Origin of the sequence: Ciceribacter sp. RN22, assembly GCF_024054295.1 — a bacterium.
GTDB classification, from domain to species: Bacteria; Pseudomonadota; Alphaproteobacteria; order Rhizobiales; family Rhizobiaceae; genus Allorhizobium; species Allorhizobium lividum.
The window spans coordinates 538,654-560,398 of the sequence record NZ_JAMXLD010000001.1 but is presented as its reverse complement, the minus strand read 5'-3'; the positions used below and the strand labels follow the sequence as shown (position 1 = coordinate 560,398).

The window sequence follows — 21,745 nt, the reverse complement described above, 5'->3', positions numbered from 1 at the left end:
CGCTAGGGCGCGTTCGGGCTCGCTGAATCATCGCCTCGCCGGCGTGCCACTCTCGCGAGTACTGGGCGGAGCCCGTCCAGCAATTTGCGCTGGCACGTCGGACACAGTTCGACGGTTTCGTCGATAATCGGCTTGCCATTGTGCCGGATAATCGAAACGTTCAGGCGTTTCCAAGGGTTATCCCCTGTGTCGCTGAGCACGTCGCCACAAGAGTCGCACGTCCATGTTTCTTTGGCCATCGCGTACTCTCTACAACAGACGAGACAACATTTCAGTGCGACGCAGCATTATTCCTCCACCTTTACGTTTTCTTATATTCGGCGGCACTCCGGCACCGACGAGTGCGAACACCTCCGCTAGCATAAACGATACTTCGCGCGTTTGCTGCCCCGCAATGACCCAGATCAATACAGCAACAAATGCGTGACAGTACGTGAAGTTTCTCGATTGGTGCTTTCTTAAGAATTGAAAACGTTTTCGAAGATTCGGGCACGCCGCTGCAAGCAAACTTCCAGGGCCGGATTCTGTTCATGGGCAGCATCGCCTCGTGCCCGCGATCAACCCCTCGCCGGCAGGGAATGACGGGAGGTTTCGCCCGGCTCAACGTGAAAAGCGCAGGAAAATCCGCGCAAATCGGAGCTGTCGCGGGCGCAACGCCGTGACGCGGGAGAGAGGTCGTCGGGGTTGCGGATGAACGTCGCGAGAGGTCGCCGCGCGGCACGGTAAGCCGCCGCACGGAACTTACCCACGTAGATTTACGGTTGTGGGCGGTTGCCGTTTCATGCAGTTTTATAGTCAGCTTTTTGGGAACCCTGGAGCCGATCTGGATGCCTGAAATCTATGTGCTCACTCGGCCGAGTATGCTTTCCAGGTACCACGAGGGGTAAGCAGGCAATGCTCAGCGACGCCGTCGAGGCGAATAGAGATACCATCTCCAATCAAGATGGAGCTGACGGCTTCCACCTTTCTGTTCCTCCCGATATCGGGGTCGGCGCGGCGACCGCATACGGCGCAGCATCGCATTTTCGTTCCCCGGCAGGCTCCTTCGAGCTCTCGGCCGAGGGACATTTCGTGGCTGTCCTTCTCGCCGCGTCGCGGGATCTCGCGATTGCCGTGGGGGACGGCAACATGGCGACGCTACGAACACCTTGTGGCACGATTGTGGTCGCGCCGGTCGGTTGTGAATGCCAGCTGCGATGGTCGGAGCCATGCGAAGGAGTCATCGTATCGCTCGGCGATGAGATCATGCACGAGATCGCCGGCAGCGAGGCCGACCTGGCGTCGTCGAGCCTGGCCCCGGGTCTTTATCGTGAACCCGATGCCGTCGCCCTGTCGCTCGCAAAGCTGCTCAGGGACGAGCTGATTCGCGAAGCCGGCGCGAATGGCCTGTCTCTCGATGCGCTGCTCAGGGTGCTGGGCCTTCACATTCTCCGGCGTTACAGTTGCAGCAGCAGGCGGGAGGATGTTCGTGGGCGGCTGGATCCGCGGGCGGCGCGGGAGGTGCAGAGTTTTCTGCAGGAGAATTTCGCAAGGAAGCTGTCGGTTCCGGCGCTGGCGGCTCTGGCGGGGCTCTCTACCGGCCGCTTTATCCAGCTGTTCAAGGCGACATTCGGCCAGAGCCCCCACCAGTATGTGCTGGGCATGCGGCTCGACTATGCGGAAAACCTCCTCTCTGATCCCGACATGTCGGTCGCGGAGGCCGCCTACCTGAGCGGCTTTTCAAACCAGAGTCACCTCACGTCATCCATGCGCAAGCACAGGCAACGTACACCCGCAGAGGTGCAACGGTCCCATAGGTCGCGCAACTTCGCGGGCGACACCGCCGTGGCGCAAAAGTGACAACATCGTCCTTTCCTGCCGGCATCGGTATTTTTTGAAAAAGAACGAACATTTCCCGAAAGACCTGAGAAGGGCCCTCATGTCTGCTCGCGTCAATTGATGACTCGGCGCCGGAAACGCTCTGCGCGTCCCCTCGGGGGAGGTGGCGCGGCGCCGGCGTACCGAGTCGCTGAACTGAGGGCGACAAATGAAGATTTCGGGATTTTTGCGGGCCACAACTTCGTTTTCGAATTGTGGCTCATCGCGTTTCTTTCACCTGGCTTCGCCGAAGCGCGGTGTTTCGGCTTCCCCGATATACGTGCTTGCGGCGCTCGGCGCGGTCTGTGCCGCCGGCCCGGCCTTCGCCCAGCCGGGAACGCCCGGGCAACCCCAATCCCCTGTCGCAATCTACAGCGACAATTTTCAGAACCGGCCCGGCTCGACGCCGGTCGTCAAGCTGAATGCCTATACCAGCACCTCCGGGCAGACCTACTCGGCCGACCCCGACTGGCTGACGAACTGCAACGGCTGGATCGCCTCGGCGAACCAGCCGACCGACGGCGCGACGCAAGTCTCCGAATGCGGCGGTCAAAACGCATGGAACCGGACGCAGCAGCTTTCGTGGGCGCTCGGCCTGCATGCTGGCCAGAGCCAGACTGCCGCGCAGGGGAACTATGCGGTCTCGGCTTTCACCTCGTCAGCCACTCTCACCGGTGGTCAGGTGGAATTCCGGACCGCGACAAATATTCCGTTCCCGACGAACAACCGTTTTCTGTCGTTCAGCGTCGACGTGGCTGCGGTCAACTGCAGCGTTGCTGCCCCTCTGCTGCAGTTCTCTCTGGTAAATGATGGCGGCGTCGCGAGCCCGGCCGGATCGCAGATCAATGCCTGCACCAGTGGAACGACTCAGAACGTCCCAGCGGTTGGCGTGGCGGCTGCGGGTGCGGTCAGCACGGGCACCTATACGTCAAACGGCGCTGTCCTTATCAGCGGCTCCTCCTTCGGCGTGCGGATGGTGAACAATACGGCCACCGGCGTCGGCAACGATCATGCCTTCGACAACATCAGTGTTCTCGACACGACACCACAGCTCGACAAGCAGTTCGGTCCGACCAACGTCGCCGTCGGCGGAGTTTCGACCCTGACATTCACGATCACCAACACGAGTGAACTGGGGTCGAAGACAGGGTGGTCCTTCACCGATGCCCTTCCCGCCGGCCTCAGGGTGGCATCCGACGAGATCAGCACGAACTGCCCTTCGGGCGTCGTCACGGCTCCCGTCGGTGGATCGACCATTGATGTCTCGGGAAATCTCACCGCCGGCATGGCGTCGTGCACAGCGACGGTGCCGGTCACGTCCAGTTCCGCCGGGACCTATACCAACGACGCGTCCAACATCACGTCGGTCGTCGGTGTCAACCCTCCGGGCAGCACCTCGGTCACCTTCGGCGCTCAGCCGAACTTCGTGTGCGATTCGACCATGTATTTCGGTATCGGCGCGCCCACGCGGCTTCATAAGGCCGATACCAGCACCAACCCGTTCACCTTCCCCGGCATCGGTGCAGTGTACAGCCCAGGCTACAATGCGATGGGCTACGACGTCGCCAGCAACTACATCTACGCGACGCGCTGGGACACCACTACGAGCAGGTACCGCCTGTTGCGGATCGGCAGCGATGGCTCCGTCAGCGATCAGGGCCCCATTGTCGGCGGGGGCATCAATAACGGTTCGGGAGGGATAGCCTCGGGCGTCATTGGTCCGGACGGCTACTACTACGTAAAGGAGAATTCCACCACCAACGTTATGTGGCGCGTCGACCTGACCACCCGTGCGGCCACCAGCATCACACTCAACCGCTCTATCGCGAACTCGGACCTGGCCTGGTACAACGGGCTCATCTACACGCATGACCAGGTTTCGGATATCGTCTATTCGATCAATCCGAACACCGGAGCGGTGACTGCCATCGGGCCGTCGGGCCTGTCCGCAACCGCCGGCTTCGGGTCGTTGATCAGCGCCTCGAACGGTATTTTCGGCCGTTACAACAGCGGCGGATTCTACCAGTTCGACATTGCGACGGGTGTGGCGACACTCATTTCGGACGCGCCAGCGGGTGTCGGCGACGGCGCCAAGTGCCCGGTCACGGCGGTCAGCCTTCCCGCGAACACGCAGATCACCAAGACCGACGGCAGCGACACCTATGCGCCGGGCACCAGCGTCACCTACACGATGGTGGTCTCTAACAGCGGGCCGTTCGGCGTTCAGAACGCATCGGTAAGCGATCCGCTGCCTGCCGGCGTCACCGAGGCGACCTGGACTTGCGGCAGTGCAACGAATGGCGGCGTCTGCGGAACGGCAAGCGGTACAGGCGCGATCAGTGACGCGAAGGTCAGTCTGCCGGCGGGTGCCTCCGTCACCTTCCGGTTGATCCTGACAGTTCCCGCAGACTTTACCGGCGATCTGGTGAACACGGCCACGGTGACCAATCCGCCTGCCGTGCCTGACCCCGATACGAGCAACAATACGGCGACCGACACCGACGTTGCGGCTGCTCCGGCGCTGACGGTCGAGAAGACCGGCACGCTCAACGACCTCGACGGTGACGGTCTCATCGATCTCGGCGAGACGATCAGCTACTCGTTCCTGGTTCGCAACACCGGCAACGTGACGCTGACGAATGTCACCGTCAATGACCCCATGCTCACCAATGCCGGTGTGTCGGTGACGCCCGGTCCGCAGACGCTGGCGCCGAGCGGGAGCGTCACCTTCACCGCCACCTATACGCCGACGCAGGCCGACATCGACGCCGGCCGGGTGGAGAACACCGCAACCGGCACTGGCACGCCGCCCTCGGGACCGCCGATCGACAGCCCTCCGGACACTGTCGTCGTTCCGCCGGACCAGACGCCGGGCATGACGATCGAGAAGACTGGCACGCTGAATGATTCCGATGGCGACGGGCTCATCGATCTCGGCGAGACGATCAGCTACGATTGAGATGTTGATCTTCTTGCGATGCATGCAGATGCGCCCGCACGTGGTCACGAGGACATCTCTGTCGTGGAACGGATAGTCGATCTCCGGCAGTCCTCGATAGGGTCGCGCGGAGGCGGTGTAGATGTCTTGCGGAGTTCTCATGTCGAGCGCCTCATGGGGCCGTTCCGTATTGAATTCGCTGATGAAAGCGTCGAATCGCGCCTGCTGCTGGAGCATGTTCATTCCCGCTGGACGGGTGGCTTCCTTCTTGAGCGTCAGATGCATGCGTTCGTGCCGGCCGTTCTGTTGCGGATGGCCCGGTTTTATGCGCTCGATGGCGATGCCGAGCCTGAGCCACCAGACGGAAAGCTTCGACAGATTGTAGAGGCCGTTCGGGCTGGCGAAGGGGACGCCGTTGTCGCTGCGGATCGCGCCCGGCAGGCCACGCTCGGCAAACAGCCGGCGGAAAGCCTCGAAGACGGGAAGCTCCTTGTTCGACGAGAAGGCCTCGCAGGCCAGAAGATAGCGTGACGCCTGGTCGGTCACCGTCAACGGGTAACAGTATCGGCCATCCCCCAGTTTGAACTCGCCCTTGAAGTCGACGCACCACAGATCGTTGGGGACGAGCGCATGGGACAGGTCCGTGCCCTGGGCCTTGTTGCGATGGCGCTTGCGGGCATGGGCGACCAGCCCGTGGCGATCGAGAACCGCATGCACCGTGCTTGTCGAGGGGATGCGCACGTCGCCTGCAAGCTTGCGCACCAGGAGCTCCCTGATTTTACGCGCTCCCCAGTGCGGCTTGTCCTTCTTCGATGCGGTGATCATCGCCTCGATCTGATCAGGCAGTTGATTGGCATAGCGCACCGGACGCCGGGATCGGTCCGTCAGCGCCTCCAGACCGTCCTGCCTGTAGCGATTGAAGATCTTGTAGCCAGTCTTGCGGGATATGCCGAAGTCCCGGCACACCTCGCTCATCCCTTCGCCCTCAAGAAGCCGGGCGACAAAACGAAGACGTTCCTCCATCACCGAAGTCTCTCTCCACGGCATCAACACCTCCCGCAAAAAGCGAAAAGTGTTACCCATGTCTCCGGTACAATTCGTCACCTATCTCTCAGCCCGGACACATAAGTCGCTCATTACACCCATATAACAAGCGATTAACCGCCGATCTCGCGCACCGCCTCTGTCATCCAGGGGCGGTTTTTGCGTTTAACGCACTGGAAAAGCTGTCATTCCGAAGTCGGCCAGCGTCACAGTCTTTCGCGTGGCGTGAGGGATTCGATCAAAGAGTACCCGTGCAGGGCTTGGGCCAGCGCAGTCTGGTGACATGGATCAAAGCGGCGGCAACGGAGAGAGTGGGTCCCAGCTTGCATTGTGTTTGCGCATCAACTCGTCGGTCACGGCGTGCTCATCAATGAATCGGCGGCTATCGGTGATCAGCAGGTTATCGGGCGCGACGCGATCGAACAGCGCGTAACAAATCTGACCATTATTGTGCCTCGCGCGATAGGCGATCCCGTCGAGGTCAGGAAGACCTTCATGGAGTCCATTGGCAAACGCTTGCGCGGCGTTGTAGTCGTCACCCGGCTTCAAAAGAGCTGCTGTAGCTGTCGCACGAAAGCTTGCGGTCATCATGCACACCATGCTCAAGACCGGAGAGCTCTTCAATCCAACCGCAGGAGCGACAGTGACAGCATAGCATCGAATAGGGCTCAAAAGCTGAGCGCTTGAAGCGCCCCTGCCGGGACGTGAGCCGAGCCATTCCGTTGATGGGGTTGCATCGCTGTCTCAGCTGAATGCGTCGTCCACATTGAAGGCTCGTCCCGCGAAGCTCCATCATGCGGTGCCTGATGTCGACCGCGAAGACAACTAGGCACCCGGCAGCGATCTACAGAGAAATTCAATCTCGACGCCCCAACTGCGATTAGACAACCCCATCAAGCCCAGCGCATGATACAGGCACTGTGCTTCGCCGCGCAATGTACAAAGTCGAGCTAAGACTTCCCGCCTCACCCAAACCTGACAACAGATCAGTTGGAAGACAGCACTCCCGCATAGACAGCAAGGCCGGTAACGAATGCCGCCACGGTCGTGACGAGCTGAAAGAGCGCGATGCGCTCTTTCAGGCCCTCGCCTTCGCCTGCGCTCTGGTTGCCGCGGTTTGACCATTTTTGTTTTGAGAGATGGAAGATCATGTAGATCTTCACGCCCGCGTTGATGAACTGGTTGAAGTAGAGGATGAAGGGCCAGGAAAGGTCGGGCTTGCGGGCGTAGGTGTACAGGAAGCTCGAAAGCAAGAGGCGAGAGGCGACAAGCCAGATCAGCACATTCCAGATGTAGATTGGCTCCAACATTGTCGCGAAGACGGCCATGATCGGCGAGACCATCATCGTCCACATCGCGATGCGCTGGTCGACGACACACCACCAGATAAAAATGGGCACGGTGCGGGGGCCAAGGGCGATGGCGCGGGCGCCGTTTCGGAGCATGTTGCCGGACCAGCGCCGGAAGTTCTGAACCATGCGTTCGAGGCCCGAACCCTTGATGACCTCGATCGTGTAGACGGTTGCATCGGGAACGTAGATCATCTTCGCCCGCTTCGACAGCAGGTGGTACCAGGTCGACTTGTCGTCGCCAGAGAGGAAGCGGAACCGACCCCATAGCCAGTGGTCCAGATGGTCGGCCTCGATGGTGCGGATGAACCTTGCATCCACGATGTAGCGGGCGCGGAAGACGCTCATCCGGCCGGTGAGCGTCAGGACGCGGTTCGAAACGGCATGGCTCTGCATCGCCAGCCGTCGCTGGGCAAAGCGCATCTCGAGCCAGGCACCGATCCAGCGGGGGCCGTAGCACAGCACCTCCTCATCGGTGGTGAGCGCCTGCAATTCGGGGTCGGCACCGAACATGGAAAGGGTCTTTTCCAGCACGTCCCCGCCATAGACCGCATCGCCGTCCATGAAGATCACAAGGTCGTCCGGGTTCACGCCCCGCCGTGCGATGCCGCGCAAGATGAGGCCTATGGCCATCCGCTTGCCCGGCTGGTTCTGGCGGACAAAGATCAGCTCGGCCATGCCCGGGGGAAGATCGGCGCCGTGGGTTTCGACATATTCTCGGATGATCAGCTCGTCATAGGCCGAGCCCGTGCCGATCCAGAGCGAGGTCGGGATCCGCTCGCGCCGGATCTGTTCCAGGATCGAGCCGATGACGGCGCGCGTGATCGCAGGCTCCTCGTAATAGGTCGTCATCTGGATGTGCAGCCGGCGCGGTCGCCAGCCCGCGGCCCACAGCGCCGAGGCAGCGCGGCGCATCGGTGGCCATTTCAGTCTGCGGTAGTATTCGGCGCGGACGGCGTGGGTGAACCACCAGCCGAAGCGCCAGGTGCCGAGGAGCCCGAGGGCAATGGTAATGTGGCGGAGGTCGGGATCGAAGAAGCGGTTGGGGGTGAGGGTGGCAAGCGCGGCGATCATGGCCCAGAGTGCGGCGTAGTGGGTCAGGAAGGCCGGGGTCCACCTTGCGAAGCCGCGGGGCGCCGGTCGGCGGAGGTCGGAAAGCCACGCGTTCAGGTGCTTGGAAAAGGCGTAGTGGCCCTGCGGAACCTGCATCGTCAGTCCCCGATCCCGAACCAGCGCCGGGCGAGATCGCGGTGCAGGCGAACCTCGACCGCTGCGTTATGGGGCAGAAGGGTGCGGGTCTCGGCGAGCGTAAGGCCTTGCAGGTCCAGGCGGACAAGAAGCCCGTAAGCGTCGGGTCGCAGTGGGTCGGTCCCGGCTTCGATCGTGGTGACGGTCGCGGGGGCGCTGTGCGTCTCGCCCGCGACTGAATACCGGACGGTGGCTCGCATTCCCTGCCAGACATGGGCGGCTTCGGAGGCGTCGAGCCAGCCGAGAACCTGTCGGGGTGCGTCGGTTTCGAAGACCAGAAGGGGTGCGCCGACGCGCTGGTAGCTTCCCCCCTGCACCATTATGTGGCTGACCGTGCCCGTCTCCGGAGCATGGATCACCAGTGCACGGTTACGTTCATCAAGTCGCGCCCGGTCGGCCCGGACAGCGCGGAGCTCCAGCTCGACGAGACGCCGCTCCTGTTCCAGCCTCAGGCGGGTGTCGTGGTAGTCGCCCGGTGTGACCGAGATACCAGCGTCGAAGGCGGAGGGGTCGGTCGCCGCCCGGCGGGCCACGGGGCGTTGCGCCTTGTGGGCTGCGAGGCGCGCGTCGACGTCGGCAAGCCGGTCCTTCGCTTGCGCAAGCTGGCTACGCACCTCGGCGAGGCCGCTGTCGGTCTCCGGGTCTGAAAGGCGCATCAGTTCCGCCCCGGCGGGAACCGGGGTGCCTTCTGGCACGATCACTCCGGCGACAAAGCCGTTCGCAGGGGCGGCGATTTCGAGGATGGGGGCCATGTAGCGAGCGTTCGAGAGGGCCACATGGTCCAGCCGCTCCCAGGCAAACGATCCGAGGTATCCGACGACCACCGCGAAGAGGGCAACGTAGTAGACGATGTTCCAGACGATCCGCAGGGGACGAGGCTTCATCCTGGCCTTGCCTGAGGCCTCTTCCTCTTCGGTCTCGCCCATCGGGATCAGATCGACCGGCGTGTCGAGTGCGGTGATGATCTCATCGGTCGCGGCCATCTTGCCGGATATCAGGTTGCGGTAGAAGAGCCCCAGCGCCTCGCGCTGGCGACCGGTAAGGCCCTCGAAGGCCCAGACCGAACCATCGGCGGAGGGGGCGAGACGCACCGGGAAACCGACTTCGATGCCCTGAAACGGGATCATCAGCCGTGCGCCGGTCAGGTCTTCGGCCGAAAGAATTTCGTCGCGGATACCGGAGAGCGACCATTTCCGCGCAGTCAGGCGGCGGCCATCGGGCAAGGCCACGATCAGGGGGGCGATGACATGGGGTTCCGTCTCGGGGGCGGGGCGTTCGTGCGAGATCGAAAAGCCGGGCGTGGTCGCGCCGGCGGCGGAAACAGCGTCCTTCGCATTGTCTTCGCTTTGACGGTCCTTGCCGGGTGCCACTGCCTGTCTCCTTGGCTTTGTTCGAACGCGTTCTAGCATGGGCAGACACCGAATGCCGCGCCGCAGGAGTATGGCCCGGCGGCACAGCGGGTGGGTAACCCTATCCGTTCGGGTAGGTCAGTCGTGGATGAGCCCGGAGACCTGTGCGACGCGCATCTGAAGGCCTTTCATGTCTCCCCGTGTCTCGATGTTCAGGCGCAGGAGCGGTTCGGTGTTCGAAGAGCGCAGGTTCAGCCGCCAATCAGCAAAGCTGAGTGAGAGGCCGTCGAGCCGGTCGATTGCCATGGCTTCCGAGGCAAGGGCGGCTTCAACACGGGCCGTCGCGGCGGCAGTGTCTGTCGCGCGGAAATTGATTTCTCCCGAGGATGGGAAGGCCGCGCGGGCCTCTGCCAGCAGGTCGGCAAGGCTGCGTCCTGTACGGCCCATCAGCTCGGCCACGAGAAGCCAGGGGATCATGCCGCTGTCGCAGGACATGAAGTCGCGGAAATAGTGGTGTGCCGACATTTCTCCGCCATAGACCGCGCCGGTATCGCGCAAGGCCTGCTTGAGGAAGGCATGCCCCGTGCGCGAGGGATAGGCCCTGCCGCCCGCGGCCGCGACGACGGCTTGGGTGTTCCATTGCACGCGCGGATCGTGCACGATGGTCGCGCCGGGCTCCTTGGCAAGGAAGACCTGGGCCAGCAGGCCCACGACGTATTCTCCGGGGACGAAGCGGCCCTCGTGATCGAAGAGGAAGCAGCGGTCGAAATCTCCGTCCCAGGCCACGCCAAAATCGGCGTCATGTGCAATCACGGCGCCGGCCGTCGTGGGCTGATTCTCCGGCAGGAGCGGGTTCGGGATGCCGTTCGGGAAGGTGCCGTCCGGGTCGTGGTGCAACCGGATGAATTCCAGTGGTGCACCCGAGACCTGCAACGCTTTGGCGAGGGTGTCGAAGGTCGGTCCGGCGACCCCGTTTCCAGCGTTTACAAGAATACGCAAGGGGCGTAGCGCGGTCACGTCGACGAAGGACAGCACCCGGGCGACATAGGCAGCACGCGAGCCTTCGGCATTGGTCACTCTGCCGCCGTGGCGGCGGGGGCGGAACTGGCCGCTTTCTGCAAGCGCGCGAATGGCGGGCATGACCGTCGCCGGATCAAGCGGGGCCGAACTGCGCCCGACAAGCTTCATCCCGTTGTAGTCCATCGGATTGTGGGAGGCCGTCACCTCGATCCCTCCGCAGGCGCCGTAGTGGGTGGTGGCGAAATACATCTCCTCGGTCCCGCAGAGGCCCAGGTCGATGACCTCGACCCCCGCGGCAAGAAGCCCTTCGATCACAGCGGTGGCCAGAGCCTCGGAGGAAGCACGGCAGTCTCGACCGATGACAACGCGGCGGGCGTCGAGCACCTCGGCGAAGGCCCGGCCGATCCTGTGAGCGAAGTGTTCGTTCAATTCGCTCCCAAGTCGGCCCCGGATGTCATAGGCCTTGAAGCAGGTGAGGTTGGGCAGGGGCGTCGGGCAACGGGCGTTCATTGGGGACCTCGTGAGCATGGGATGATGCCTAGTAAAGCCGCCCGTCCTGCTGAAGGTAAGCCCCGCGACCGGTCAGCGCAGGGCGCCGGCGGATCGGTGTACCTATCCGAAAGGAGAGGAAAGGACGCAACCGCGGCGCCATTGCATCCCGCCGCGCATTGGCAGGCCGGGGCAGGCAGATGGTACGAGGGCAGTGCAATCCTCAACCCGAAAGGCCCGACGATGACCCCGATCACTCCCGTTCTCCTGTGCGGTGGCTCCGGCACCCGGCTCTGGCCACTGTCTCGAAAGGCAATGCCGAAACAGTTCACCCGGTTGATGGGTGAACGGACGCTTTATCAGGACGCGCTTCTCAGGCTTTCCGGCGATGGCTGGGCCGCGCCGCTGGTGGTGACAGCCTCACCGCTCCTGCGCCTGGCGCGGGACCAGGCCCAAGATGCCGGGATCACCCCGGCCTGCCTGATCGTCGAGCCTTGCCCGCGCAATACGGCGCCTGCGATCCTCGCGGCCGCCTTCCATCTGGCGACGACGGATCCCGGTGCGCTGATGCTGATTGCGCCATCAGACCACGCGATCCCGGATGCGCCAGCCTTCAGGGCTGCGGTTCGGGCCGGCGTCGAGGCCGCGCAAGCGGGCAGGATCGTGACCTTCGGCATCCGCCCGACGCGGGCTGAAACCGGCTACGGCTGGCTGGAGCTTGCGGCCGACGCCGGCGATTTCTCTCCCCGGCCGCTACCGCTCCGGCGCTTTGTCGAAAAGCCCGAGGCTCCCTTGGCCGAGGTGATGCTGGCGGCCGGCAACTACCTTTGGAATGCGGGTATCTTCCTGGCGACGGCCGGCACGCTGATCAGTGCGTTCGCGACGCTTTCGCCTGGTCTGATCGCACCGGTCTCGGCGGCGCTGGCGGAGGCGCAGCGGGACTTGGGCGAGCTCCATCTGGCCGAGAGGCCCTGGGGCGAGGCCGAGGACGTCTCGGTCGACTTCGCGGTGATGGAGCGGATGGCGAACCTTTGTGTCGTCCCCTTCGCCGCGGGCTGGTCGGACTTGGGCGACTGGGACGCAATATGGCGCGAATGCGCGTCGACGGTCGATGGCCTGGTGACGACCGGGGACGTGACTGCCATCGGCTGTGCGGACAGTCTGCTCAGATCCGACACCACCAACCTGGAGGTGGTGGCGATCGGGCTGAAGGACATGATCGTGGTGGCGATGGAGGATGCGATCCTCGTTGCCCCCCGCGCCCGTGTCCAGGAGGTGAAGGAGGCGGTTGCCCGGCTGAAGGCTCGCCACGCCACACAGGCGGAAGGCTTTGCCCGGTCGCCCGTCGCTGCCGCCGGCCCGGAACGTTTTCTCCATGGCATCGCGGCCGAGTGACAGGATGGGTCCTGCCTTCCGACTGAGGGCAGCGGATACGGGGGCAACCTATCCGTTCGGATAGGTTGCCCTCTCCGTCGGCGTACTTGGACAGGTGGAGTCGCTCTGCTACTCTGGCGCGAATGGAGGCGGGCATGCAGATCAGAACGGCTCAATCTTGCACGGACGATCCCGCGCGCGCGGTCGAAGACATTGCGGCGGGACTGGAGATCGGCCGTCACGGGCCGCCTGATTTCGTCGCGCTGCATTTTGCCATCGGAATGCCGGCCGAGGCACTGGCCCCCGGCGCGCGGCGTCTGGCTGGGGCAGTGCACGGCGGATCCTCCTGTCTCGGGATCATGTCGCAGACAGGTGTCGACATCGACAGCGGCAGTGCGGTCGGTGCGCTTGCCATATGGGACCGGGCGGGAAGTTACGGGACTGCTTCGGCGGAACTTGGCGCAGATGTCGGGAGAACTGCACGGCTGGTGACTGAAGCCGCGCTGGCGGCGGCTGGCCGGTCCGGTGAAGTCCCCGACCTCGTCTGGCTCACCGTGGCTCCGGGCCGCGAGGAGCTGGTCATCGCCGGAATCCGCGCCGTCGTCGGGTCCAGGACCCCCATTGTCGGCGGCAGTGCGGCCGACAATGACGTTAGCGGGAAATGGACGCAGTTCGGTCCCCTCGCCACGCACGCCGACGGTGTAGTGATCTCAGTGCTGTTCCCGTCCACGCCGCTCGCTTCGGCTTACCAGAGCGGCTATGCGCCAACCGGCGAAAGCGGCCGTGTCACGCGGGTGGAGGGACGTCGTCTTCGGGAGATCGACGGCCGTCCGGCCGCCGAGGTCTATCACCGCTGGACGGGGCACACGGTGCCGATGGCGGGAGCCGAACCGCTCTCGATCCTCGCAGCCTCGACGCTCTGGCCGCTTGGCCGGGTGACCCGGGACGTCGCTGGGGTTCCGTTCCATCTCCTTGCCCATCCCGCCGTCGCTCATCCCGACGGATCGCTCGACCTTTTCGCCGATGTGGCGGAAGGCGACTGTCTCTGGCAGATGCAGGGCTCAGCCGACAGCCTTGTCGCTCGCGCGGGGCGTGTGGCCGGACAGGCGCGCGACGAGGCCGGCGGGGAGCTGTCGGGTGCGCTGGTGGTCTTTTGCGGCGGCTGCATGCTGGCCGTCCGCCACCGGATGGATGAGGTTCGCGCCGGCATCAATGCTGCGCTTGGCGATGTGCCCTGGCTTGGTATGTTCACCTTCGGCGAACAGGGTGTTCCGACCGGCCGCCCGGCGAAGCACAGCAACCTGATGATCTCATGCACCACCTTTGTGGAGTAGAGGGATGAAAGGGATCGTGTTCATCGAACTTCTCGCGATGGCTGAGGATACGTTGGGCGAAGGCGTTGTAGACGATGTGATCGACCGCGCTGCGCTGCCGTCCGGAGGGGCCTACACAAGCGTCGGCAGGTACCCTTGCGAGGAGCTGATGACCCTTATCAAGGGGTTCTCGCAGCAAAGCGGGATCGCAGAAGCAGAACTGCAGCGGCTTTTCGGTCATTGGATGATGAAGAGCTTCTCCCGGAGCTACCCGCATATCTTTGCTGGTCGCAAAGGCAGTCTCGACATGCTGGCTGCGGTTGAGCAAGAAATCCATGTCGAGGTGCTCAAGCTTCACCCCGACGCCGATCTGCCCACCTTCGATGTCCGCCGTAGGGGTCCCGATGCGCTGGACCTCACCTATCGCTCGCCCCGCCCGCTGGCCGATTTTTGCCAGGGTCTCATCGAGGCCTGCATAAGCCATTTCGGTGAGACGGCGAGCATTACGCGGACGGATCGGCTCGACGCCCGCATGACCGAGGCGGAGTTCCGTATCCGTCTGGGGTCTGGAACATGACCGATGGCACTGCCGCACCCAAGGTTTCGCGCGCGCGCTACGACCGGGAAAAGCGGGCGCGCGTAGAAGCCGAGGCGCTGCTCGAAGAGAAGAGCCGCGAGCTATATGAGGCGAACCAGCGGCTGATTTTGGAGACGGAGGCTGTCCGAGCGGCGCTTGCCGAAACCCAGGCGCTTCGAGCGCGCGAGGCGGTGACCCTGAAGGAACAGTCGATCTTGTCCGAGGTGCTCGTGTCGCTCTCCGGCAAGTCGGGCGCGGCCGAGGCGATGCAGGCTTTGTTGGGTGTCCTGCAACGGGGGTTCGACATCTTCGATGCCTGTTTTCTGCAGGCGACGGGCGACGGCGTGCGAATTTCGGCTTCGGCGCGAGCCGATCATGCCGACCTCATGCTGCCGTTACCGGCTGGCTTCCTCGACCGCGCCCGCCGACTGACTTCGCTCGTTCCGCTTGCGGGCGGGCGGGAGCTGCCGGGCCAGATCGGCCGCTATGCCTCGGTCCTGATAGCGCCGCTCCTGATTCCGGGGGAGGGTTCCGGCGCGCTGATGCTGGGATGCGAGCGTGAAGGACGGTTTTCTCCTGCCGACCTTCGGCTCCTCGAAAGGGTGGCGACGCTCGCGGCGCAGCGGTTGATCGCGCTGCGCGAGGCGCGGCGAAACGCGCTCCTCGTATCGCTGATCGAAGGGCGCGCGGTCGAACCGGGGGCGACGGGCGTGCTTGATGCGCCGCTGGAAGCCGTCTATCGCGCATTTGCCCGCCTGACCGACATGCAGGGCGAAGTGGTGGGCATTCTCGACGACCTTCTGGGCGCGCCCTTGGCCGGAGCCGATGCCGCCATCGATGAGGCGCTTGGCCGTATGGGTGCAGTGACCCGGACTGACCGGGTTTATGTCTTCCGCCTCCGCCCCGAAGGCGACTTCATTGACAATACTCACGAATGGTGCGCCCCGGGGATCGAGTCCGTACGCGAGATGCTGCAGGAAATTCCCGCCAGCATGATCGAACACTGGCGCAAGGAGTTCGACGCTGGCCGCGAAGTGTTGATCCCCGACGTGGCCGCCATGAGTGATGACGCGCCCGAGAAACACATTCTTGTGGAACAGGGGATCCGCTCGCTTCTGACCGTGCCCATGATCCAGGATGGCACTTTCCGGGGTTTCGTCGGTTATGACGCGGTGCGCGAGCACCGCAATTTCCTGCCGGGCGAGGTGCACCTTGTGCGCTCGGTCGCCAAGGTCATCGCATCGGTCCTTGCGCGCCGCGATGCCGAGGCGCTGCTCGTTGAAGCCTATGCGGAGGCAGCGGCGCAGCGTACCCGGCTCTCGTCCGTGCTTGCGGCCATGCCCGACCTTGTTGTCGAGCTCGACCGCAAAGGACGGTTCGTCACCTGGCATTCCGGAGTCATCCTTGTCCCGGATGCGGTCGGCGCCGCCTTTGCAGGGCGGCAGATGGAAGAGGTGTTGCCCGCCGAGCTTGCGGCGGAGGGCCGCAAGGTGTTGGCGGAGATCGACGCGGGCGAGGTGCCGGGCACGCGCAGCTTTCCCTTCGCGCTTGTGGGCGAAAGGGAGCACTGGTGGCAGCTCTCGGCCGCGGCGATGGGGACGGAAGGCTATCTGTTCGTCTTGCGTGACATCACCGAGGCCCGGAAGCAGACGGTTGAGATCGAACGATTGTCCGAGATTGCCCGGCGGACGACGAACCTTGTCGTCGTCACCGATACCGAGCGGCGGATCGAATGGGTCAATGCGGCCTTCGAGCGGACGACGGGCTGGCGGCTTGACGAAGTGAAGGGGCGGAGCGCCGGCAGCTTCCTGCAGACGGCCGAAACCGATCCTGAGACCGTGGCCCAGTTGCGGAGTGCGCTGGACAGGGGGGAGGCGGCTCAGGCCGAGATTTTGAACAGATCGCGCGACGGGCGAGCCTACTGGATCGCGCTCGACATCCAGCCTCTTCGGGATGTGGCGGGAAATCTTCGTGGCTTCATGGCCGTGGAAACCGATGTGACGGAACAGCGGATGCATGCCGAGGCGCTACAGAAGGCCGCGCGCGGGGCGGCACAGGCCCGGGACACGCTGGAGGCCGCCCTTGGGGTTCTGCAGGATGGATTCGTGCTCTTCGATGCCGACGACCGGCTCGTCATCTGCAATGATCGCTATCGCGAGATCTATGCCCGTTCAGCTCCTGCAATCGTGCCGGGGGCCAGCTTCGAAAGCATCCTGCGATACGGGCTTGCGCAAGGCCAGTACGCGGAGGCTGCTGGGCGGGAAGAGGAATGGCTGGCCGCCCGCCTTGCCCGGCACCGCCAACCCTATAGCGAGATCGAGCGGCAATTGACTGACGGGCGCTGGCTGCGCATCTTCGAGAAGGCAACGCCGGATGGCGGCCGGGTGGGCGTTCGCGTCGACATCACCGCGTTGAAACGTGCCGAACAGCGCGCGCTCGCCGACCGGTCGGCGGCCATGGAGGCCAGCCACGACGGGATCGCGATCACGGACGCGGATGGACGTTTCCTTTACATGAACCGTGCGCATCTCGGGATGTTCGGTTTCTCGGACGAGGCCGAGGCGATTGGCAAGCCCTGGTCGATGCTCTACGCGCCGGACGAGGCGGCCTGGATGGTCGCCAACGCCATGCCGCGCCTGTTTGCGGAAGGCAGCTGGGCGGGCGAGATCATGGGCCGGAGGCTTGACGGGCAGCCGGTCGATCAGGATGTGTCGCTCACGCTGAAAGAGGATGGTGGCATCCTCTGCATCACCCGAGATGTCAGTGTGCGACGTCGCGAGGCGTCCGAGCGCGAAAGGTTGCGGGAGGAGCTGCACCTCGCCCAAAGGCGCGAGGTGGTGGGACAGATGGCGGTCGGTCTCGCACATGACTTCAACAACCTTCTCGCCACGATTTCGGGCAGCGCGTCGCTGATCGAGACGGCGGCCGAATCGGGCAGCATCATTGCGGCCGGGGCACGCCGGATCGAGGTCGCGACGAAACAGGCCGCCGGTCTGGTCAAACGGCTTCTGACCCTCGGCGCCCGCCCATCCGACCGCCGGCGCCTGGACCTGCGTCAGCTGGTGCGAGAGGCGACGGACCTCGCACGCGCAAGCCTCAAAGCCCCGCACCGCCTGTCGCTGTCATTGCCCGCGGCGGCGGTCGAGGTGGTGGCAGATCCGACTGACATCCTGCAAATCGTGCTGAACCTCGTGATCAACGCCCGTGACGCGATGCAGGGGCAACCCGGCAAGATCTCCGTGACCCTGTCCGAGGCCAGCCCGGCCAGCCTGACCGGGACTTTCGCCGTTGGTTCTCCCGACCCGTCTCGCCGCTATGCCTGCCTGACTGTCACGGATACCGGCCCTGGCATGCCCGCCGATCTCGCCCAGCGCGCCTTCCAGCCGTACGTGTCGACCAAGGGCGACAAGGGCACCGGTCTTGGCCTCGCGATCGTCGCTTCGGTTGTCAAGGCGAATGCGGCCGCGATCCGGCTTGAGACGGCGCCCGGTGCAGGCACCCGGTTCGACATTCTCTGGCCCGTCGGGAGCGAGACCACGGTGGCCGCCCGCGCAGCGGTCGAGGGTTTGACCGGGCAGCTGGAAGGACGCCTCATTCTCGTCGTGGACGACCAGAAAGATGTGCTCGACGTGCTGACGGCGATGCTGGAAGCCGCAGGCGCCGAAGTCGCGCCCACTACCGTACCCGCCGACGTGATCGCCGCCGTCGAGAGTGATCCGGCGGCCTGGGATCTGGTGATCACCGATTACGACATGCCCGGCATGACAGGAGCCGAACTGGCCGAGACCATCGGGAAGCTCGCTCCGACCATGCCGGTGATCCTCGTCACGGCCCTTGCCGGCATTGCGGGTCGCAGCGGGGCTCGGTTCGATGCGGTCCTTGCCAAGCCCATTGATCGCGCCACGCTTGTCAAAACGGCCGAAACTGCCATACTCAGGGCACAACCAAAGGGTTAGTAGCCATGCGGGTTCTCATCGCCGACGATCATGATCTCTTGCGCGACACGCTCGACCTCTGGTTCCGACAAGAAAAGATCGATGTCACGCCCGCCCGCGATCTTCACTCGGCGCTTGCCGCTGTCGCGGGAGGCGAAGCCTTTGACCTGATCCTCCTGGATTACGGGATGCCGGGAATGAACGGACTTGAGGGGCTCCGGCGCGTTCTCTCCGAGGGAAAGGGCGCACACGTCGCGCTGATGTCAGGGATCGCGCCGCGCGAGGTGGCCGAGGCAGCGCTGGAGATGGGGGCTGCGGGCTTCCTGCCGAAGACACTTCCCGCCAAGTCGCTCGTCAACGCAGTCCGCTTCATGGCGATGGGCGAGCAATATGCTCCGATCGACTTTATGACCGCTACCCCCGAACTGACGCCGACGAATCCCCTTGCCGAAATGCTCTCCGCGCGCGAGCTGCAGGTGCTGCAGAGGCTGTGCGAGGGCAAGGCGAACAAGGAAATTGCCCGCGACCTCGGTATCCGGGAACCGACCGTAAAGATTCACGTCAAGACGCTCTACCGCAAGATCGGTGCCCATAACCGCACCCAGGCCGCGATGATCGCCAAGGAAGCAGGGCTGTTCTGAAGCCGCTGGGCGGTTGTCCTCTGGCCGGTGAAGTCGGCGCCGAAGGGGTATTAGGCGCTGACCCGTGGCCTGTCGCCAGGGTGCTGTGGCAGGTGCGCAGCGTTCCTGTTTATCTCGATGCCTCTCTTCCCACCCGCGCGTCCTTCATGAGGTGGTGGAGGTTGCGCCCGCCCGGGTCATTCCCGATCTCCGGCCGTTCGAACTCCGTACCATTGCCACTGTCGTACCGGTCCTGCCCGTTGGCTATATCCTGGCGCCCAGAGGTCGGCGGCACGGACGCCGACGCACCTGCCTCAGCTTTCCGGGACGTTTCCCCGATCCCGGCAAGGCGGTCGAGGTTGCAGCACTGCGGAAGCCTGTCGAAGAGACGGGTTTTCACCCGCGCCCGTGGCCCTGGGCCATTCTACCGACAGCGGCAATCAACATGGGCCGGCATGGACATCATTTCTTGTTCCTCCCAGCGGCCCCGCCGGCGCGCAGGGAGGGTGGTCGAGGTCGCCGGGCGCGAGGTCCTGGCATCGGGAGATGTCTATCGGAGACGTCTCGCTGCGCCTCACCATGTCGCTGGGTGGCACCTCGTTCGCCGTCGCCGGACGTTTCCGGCAGCATGAAGGGGTAAGCGCGCTCATCCGTTCGGATCGGTCCATGCGCCGAAGCGGGCAGGCCGGCTCGCCCTACGGTCAATCGTCCCACCCCCTTGCCCCTCGAGCCATCCCGGGGCGCGCAGGCTTTGCGACCAATCATCTGCGACAACTTCTCCAGAGCAAATGGAGACATCGCCATGCTGTACCAACCCACTGAAAAGGCATTTCATCCCACCCTGTGTGTGCCCGCGCGCCCGTCCGTTTCGGTCGTGGGCCTCGGCTATGTCGGCGCGGTCTCCACAGCCTGCCTCGCCGGCCTCGGCCACCGCGTCATCGGCGTCGACGTCGATCCGGTGAAGGTGCGCGCTATCGCCGAGGGGCGTTCGCCGATCCATGAAAATGACCTCGAGCGGCTCCTGTCGCAGGGGGTCGAGGCGAGCCTGATCTCGGCAACCGACGACCTGGCTGCCGCCGTATCGGAGACCGACATCACCTTTGTCTCGGTCGGCACTCCCACGGCCGAGGACGGTGGCTGCGACGACTGTTACATCCGCGCAGCCGCGCGGTCGATCGGCGAAGGCCTGCGCCGCAAGGGTGCCTTCCATGTGGTGGTCATGCGCTGCTCGATCCCTCCGGGGACGACGATGGGCGTGATGGTTCCCGAGATAGAGGCGTCCTCGGGGTTGAAGGCCGGACACGACTTCGGCGTGTGCTTCAACCCGGAATTCCTGCGCGAGGGTGTCGCCGTGGCCGACTTTCACACGCCGCCGAAGACCGTGATCGGCGTCACCGATTCCGCTACAGCCAGCCTGATGGCGCAGCTTTATGCGGACGTGGACGCGAACCCGATCATCACGTCGATCGAGGTGGCCGAGATGGTGAAGTACGTCGACAACGTCTGGCACGCGACCAAGGTCACCTTTGCGAACGAAGTGGGCCGGCTCTGCAAGCCGCTGATGGTCGACAGCCACGAAGTCATGGAGATTTTCGTCCGTGACACCAAGCTGAACCTCTCGCCCTATTACCTGACGCCCGGCTTCGCCTATGGCGGCTCGTGCCTGCCGAAGGAGGTCCGCGCGGTTACGCACATCGCCGGCAAGTTGGGTGTCGATCTGCCGTTGATCGCCGCGCTTGACCGGTCGAACGCGGCCCAGATCACCGAGGCCGCGCGGCTGGTGAAGGCGACGGGTGCGCGGAAGGTCGCGGTCCTCGGTCTCGCCTTCAAGTCGGGAACGGACGATCTGCGCGAAAGCCCCATCCTCGAGGTGATGGCCGAATTGCTGGAGGCAGGCGTCGCGGTCGTGGCCCATGACCCAGCGATCACTGCCGAGACCCGGATCGAGGCGCAACTGGCTTACGTCGCCCATGGCTCGAAGGGGCTCGGGCAATTGGCGACCTCCCTCGGCGGAATGCTTGCCAAGGACGCCGCTACGGCGGTGGCCGAGGCTGACGCAGTCATCGTCACGCAGGCCCACCCACCCTACCGCGCGCTGACCGCTGCAACCGACAAACCGGTGATCGACGTCGCCCGTCTTTGGAAATCGCGCGCGGATCAGCCCGCAAACCTCTGCGGCATCGGCTGGTAACCACTTCACAAATAGGAGCACTCCCATGACCATCCATTCGATCATCCCCGCCAACGCCTCGGCCGTGCCTGCTGATGCGCCCCTTCACGAGGAGCGTCCCTGGGGGGCGTTCTGGAGCCTCGACCGCGGCACGGCGCATCAGGTGAAGCGTATCCGAGTAAACCCGAAAGGGCGGCTCTCCCTGCAATATCACCACCACCGCGCCGAGCGCTGGGTGGTGATTGAGGGCACCGCCACGATCACGGTCGACGATACGGTGCTCAAGGTGAAGCCCGGCGGCGTGGTGGTGATCCCGAAAGGGGCGGTGCATCGCCTCGAGAACCTGACCAAGACCCCGGTCGAGATCATCGAGGTCCAATTGGGCGACTACCTGGGCGAAGACGACATCGTCCGTCTCGATGACATTTACAACCGGCCCGAGCGCGAAGTTCGGGCCTGACC

The 21,745-nt window shown here is 64.2% G+C and carries 14 protein-coding genes and 1 pseudogene; 10 read left to right on the top strand and 5 right to left on the bottom strand.

Translation table 11 applies throughout. The features are described from left to right. Positions 1-894: 894 nt before the first annotated feature. Both NHF53_RS02790 and NHF53_RS24140 read left to right on the top strand, forming a co-directional pair. A complete protein-coding gene (locus NHF53_RS02790; RefSeq protein WP_252833006.1) occupies positions 895-1,839 on the top strand; it encodes an AraC family transcriptional regulator in 945 nt (314 codons plus the stop codon). 187 nt (positions 1,840-2,026) lie between these two features. Then, positions 2,027-4,816, top strand: a complete 2,790-nt coding sequence (locus NHF53_RS24140) for a hypothetical protein (RefSeq protein WP_308218621.1) — start codon at positions 2,027-2,029, stop codon at positions 4,814-4,816. Here NHF53_RS24140 and NHF53_RS02780 read toward each other — a convergent pair. The 5 genes and pseudogenes from NHF53_RS02780 to NHF53_RS02760 form a co-directional block, all read right to left on the bottom strand. Next, positions 4,775-5,842, bottom strand: a pseudogene (locus NHF53_RS02780) (IS481 family transposase); the annotation flags it as partial. The gene NHF53_RS24140 and the pseudogene NHF53_RS02780 sit on opposite strands and share 42 nt — an antisense overlap. Positions 5,843-6,127: 285 nt before the next feature. Continuing rightward, positions 6,128-6,511: an RES family NAD+ phosphorylase gene (locus NHF53_RS02775; RefSeq protein WP_256481250.1), complete on the bottom strand. Its 384-nt coding sequence runs from the start codon at positions 6,509-6,511 to the stop codon at positions 6,128-6,130. A gap of 314 nt (positions 6,512-6,825) precedes the next feature. Beyond that, positions 6,826-8,397 carry a glycosyltransferase gene (locus NHF53_RS02770; protein WP_252833004.1) on the bottom strand — a complete coding sequence of 524 codons (1,572 nt, stop codon included), beginning with the start codon at positions 8,395-8,397 and terminating at the stop codon, positions 6,826-6,828. Between the two features lie 2 nt (positions 8,398-8,399). Further along, a complete protein-coding gene (locus NHF53_RS24135) occupies positions 8,400-9,806 on the bottom strand; it encodes an HlyD family secretion protein (protein ID WP_252833003.1) in 1,407 nt (468 codons plus the stop codon). A 117-nt stretch (positions 9,807-9,923) separates the two neighbouring features. Then, on the bottom strand, positions 9,924-11,315 hold the full coding sequence (locus tag NHF53_RS02760) for a phosphomannomutase (RefSeq protein WP_308218620.1): 1,392 nt from the start codon (positions 11,313-11,315) through the stop codon (positions 9,924-9,926). A 222-nt stretch (positions 11,316-11,537) separates the two neighbouring features. Between NHF53_RS02760 and NHF53_RS02755 the strand changes: the two genes are divergently transcribed. From NHF53_RS02755 to NHF53_RS02725, 8 genes are all read left to right on the top strand, one after another. Continuing rightward, positions 11,538-12,689, top strand: coding sequence for a mannose-1-phosphate guanylyltransferase (locus NHF53_RS02755; RefSeq protein ID WP_252833002.1), 1,152 nt, complete (start codon positions 11,538-11,540; stop codon positions 12,687-12,689). Positions 12,690-12,823: 134 nt separating this feature from the next. Further along, positions 12,824-14,002, top strand: coding sequence for an FIST signal transduction protein (locus NHF53_RS02750; RefSeq protein ID WP_252833001.1), 1,179 nt, complete (start codon positions 12,824-12,826; stop codon positions 14,000-14,002). Positions 14,003-14,006: 4 nt separating this feature from the next. Then, positions 14,007-14,558 (top strand): heme NO-binding domain-containing protein, encoded by a 552-nt coding sequence (locus NHF53_RS02745; protein ID WP_252833000.1) that lies wholly within the window; start codon positions 14,007-14,009, stop codon positions 14,556-14,558. Between the two features lie 230 nt (positions 14,559-14,788). Further along, positions 14,789-18,514: a PAS-domain containing protein gene (locus tag NHF53_RS02740; protein ID WP_252832999.1), complete on the top strand. Its 3,726-nt coding sequence runs from the start codon at positions 14,789-14,791 to the stop codon at positions 18,512-18,514. A gap of 5 nt (positions 18,515-18,519) precedes the next feature. Continuing rightward, complete coding sequence (locus NHF53_RS02735; RefSeq protein ID WP_252832998.1) at positions 18,520-19,134, top strand: response regulator transcription factor; 615 nt, start codon at positions 18,520-18,522, stop codon at positions 19,132-19,134. 64 nt (positions 19,135-19,198) lie between these two features. Beyond that, entirely contained in the window at positions 19,199-19,753 is a 555-nt protein-coding gene (locus NHF53_RS24245; protein WP_374590994.1) for an NUDIX hydrolase, read from the top strand. 162 nt (positions 19,754-19,915) lie between these two features. Then, positions 19,916-21,304 (top strand): nucleotide sugar dehydrogenase, encoded by a 1,389-nt coding sequence (locus NHF53_RS02730; RefSeq protein ID WP_252832997.1) that lies wholly within the window; start codon positions 19,916-19,918, stop codon positions 21,302-21,304. A gap of 25 nt (positions 21,305-21,329) precedes the next feature. Then, positions 21,330-21,743, top strand: a complete 414-nt coding sequence (locus tag NHF53_RS02725; RefSeq protein WP_252832996.1) for a phosphomannose isomerase type II C-terminal cupin domain — start codon at positions 21,330-21,332, stop codon at positions 21,741-21,743. Positions 21,744-21,745 lie beyond the last annotated feature (2 nt).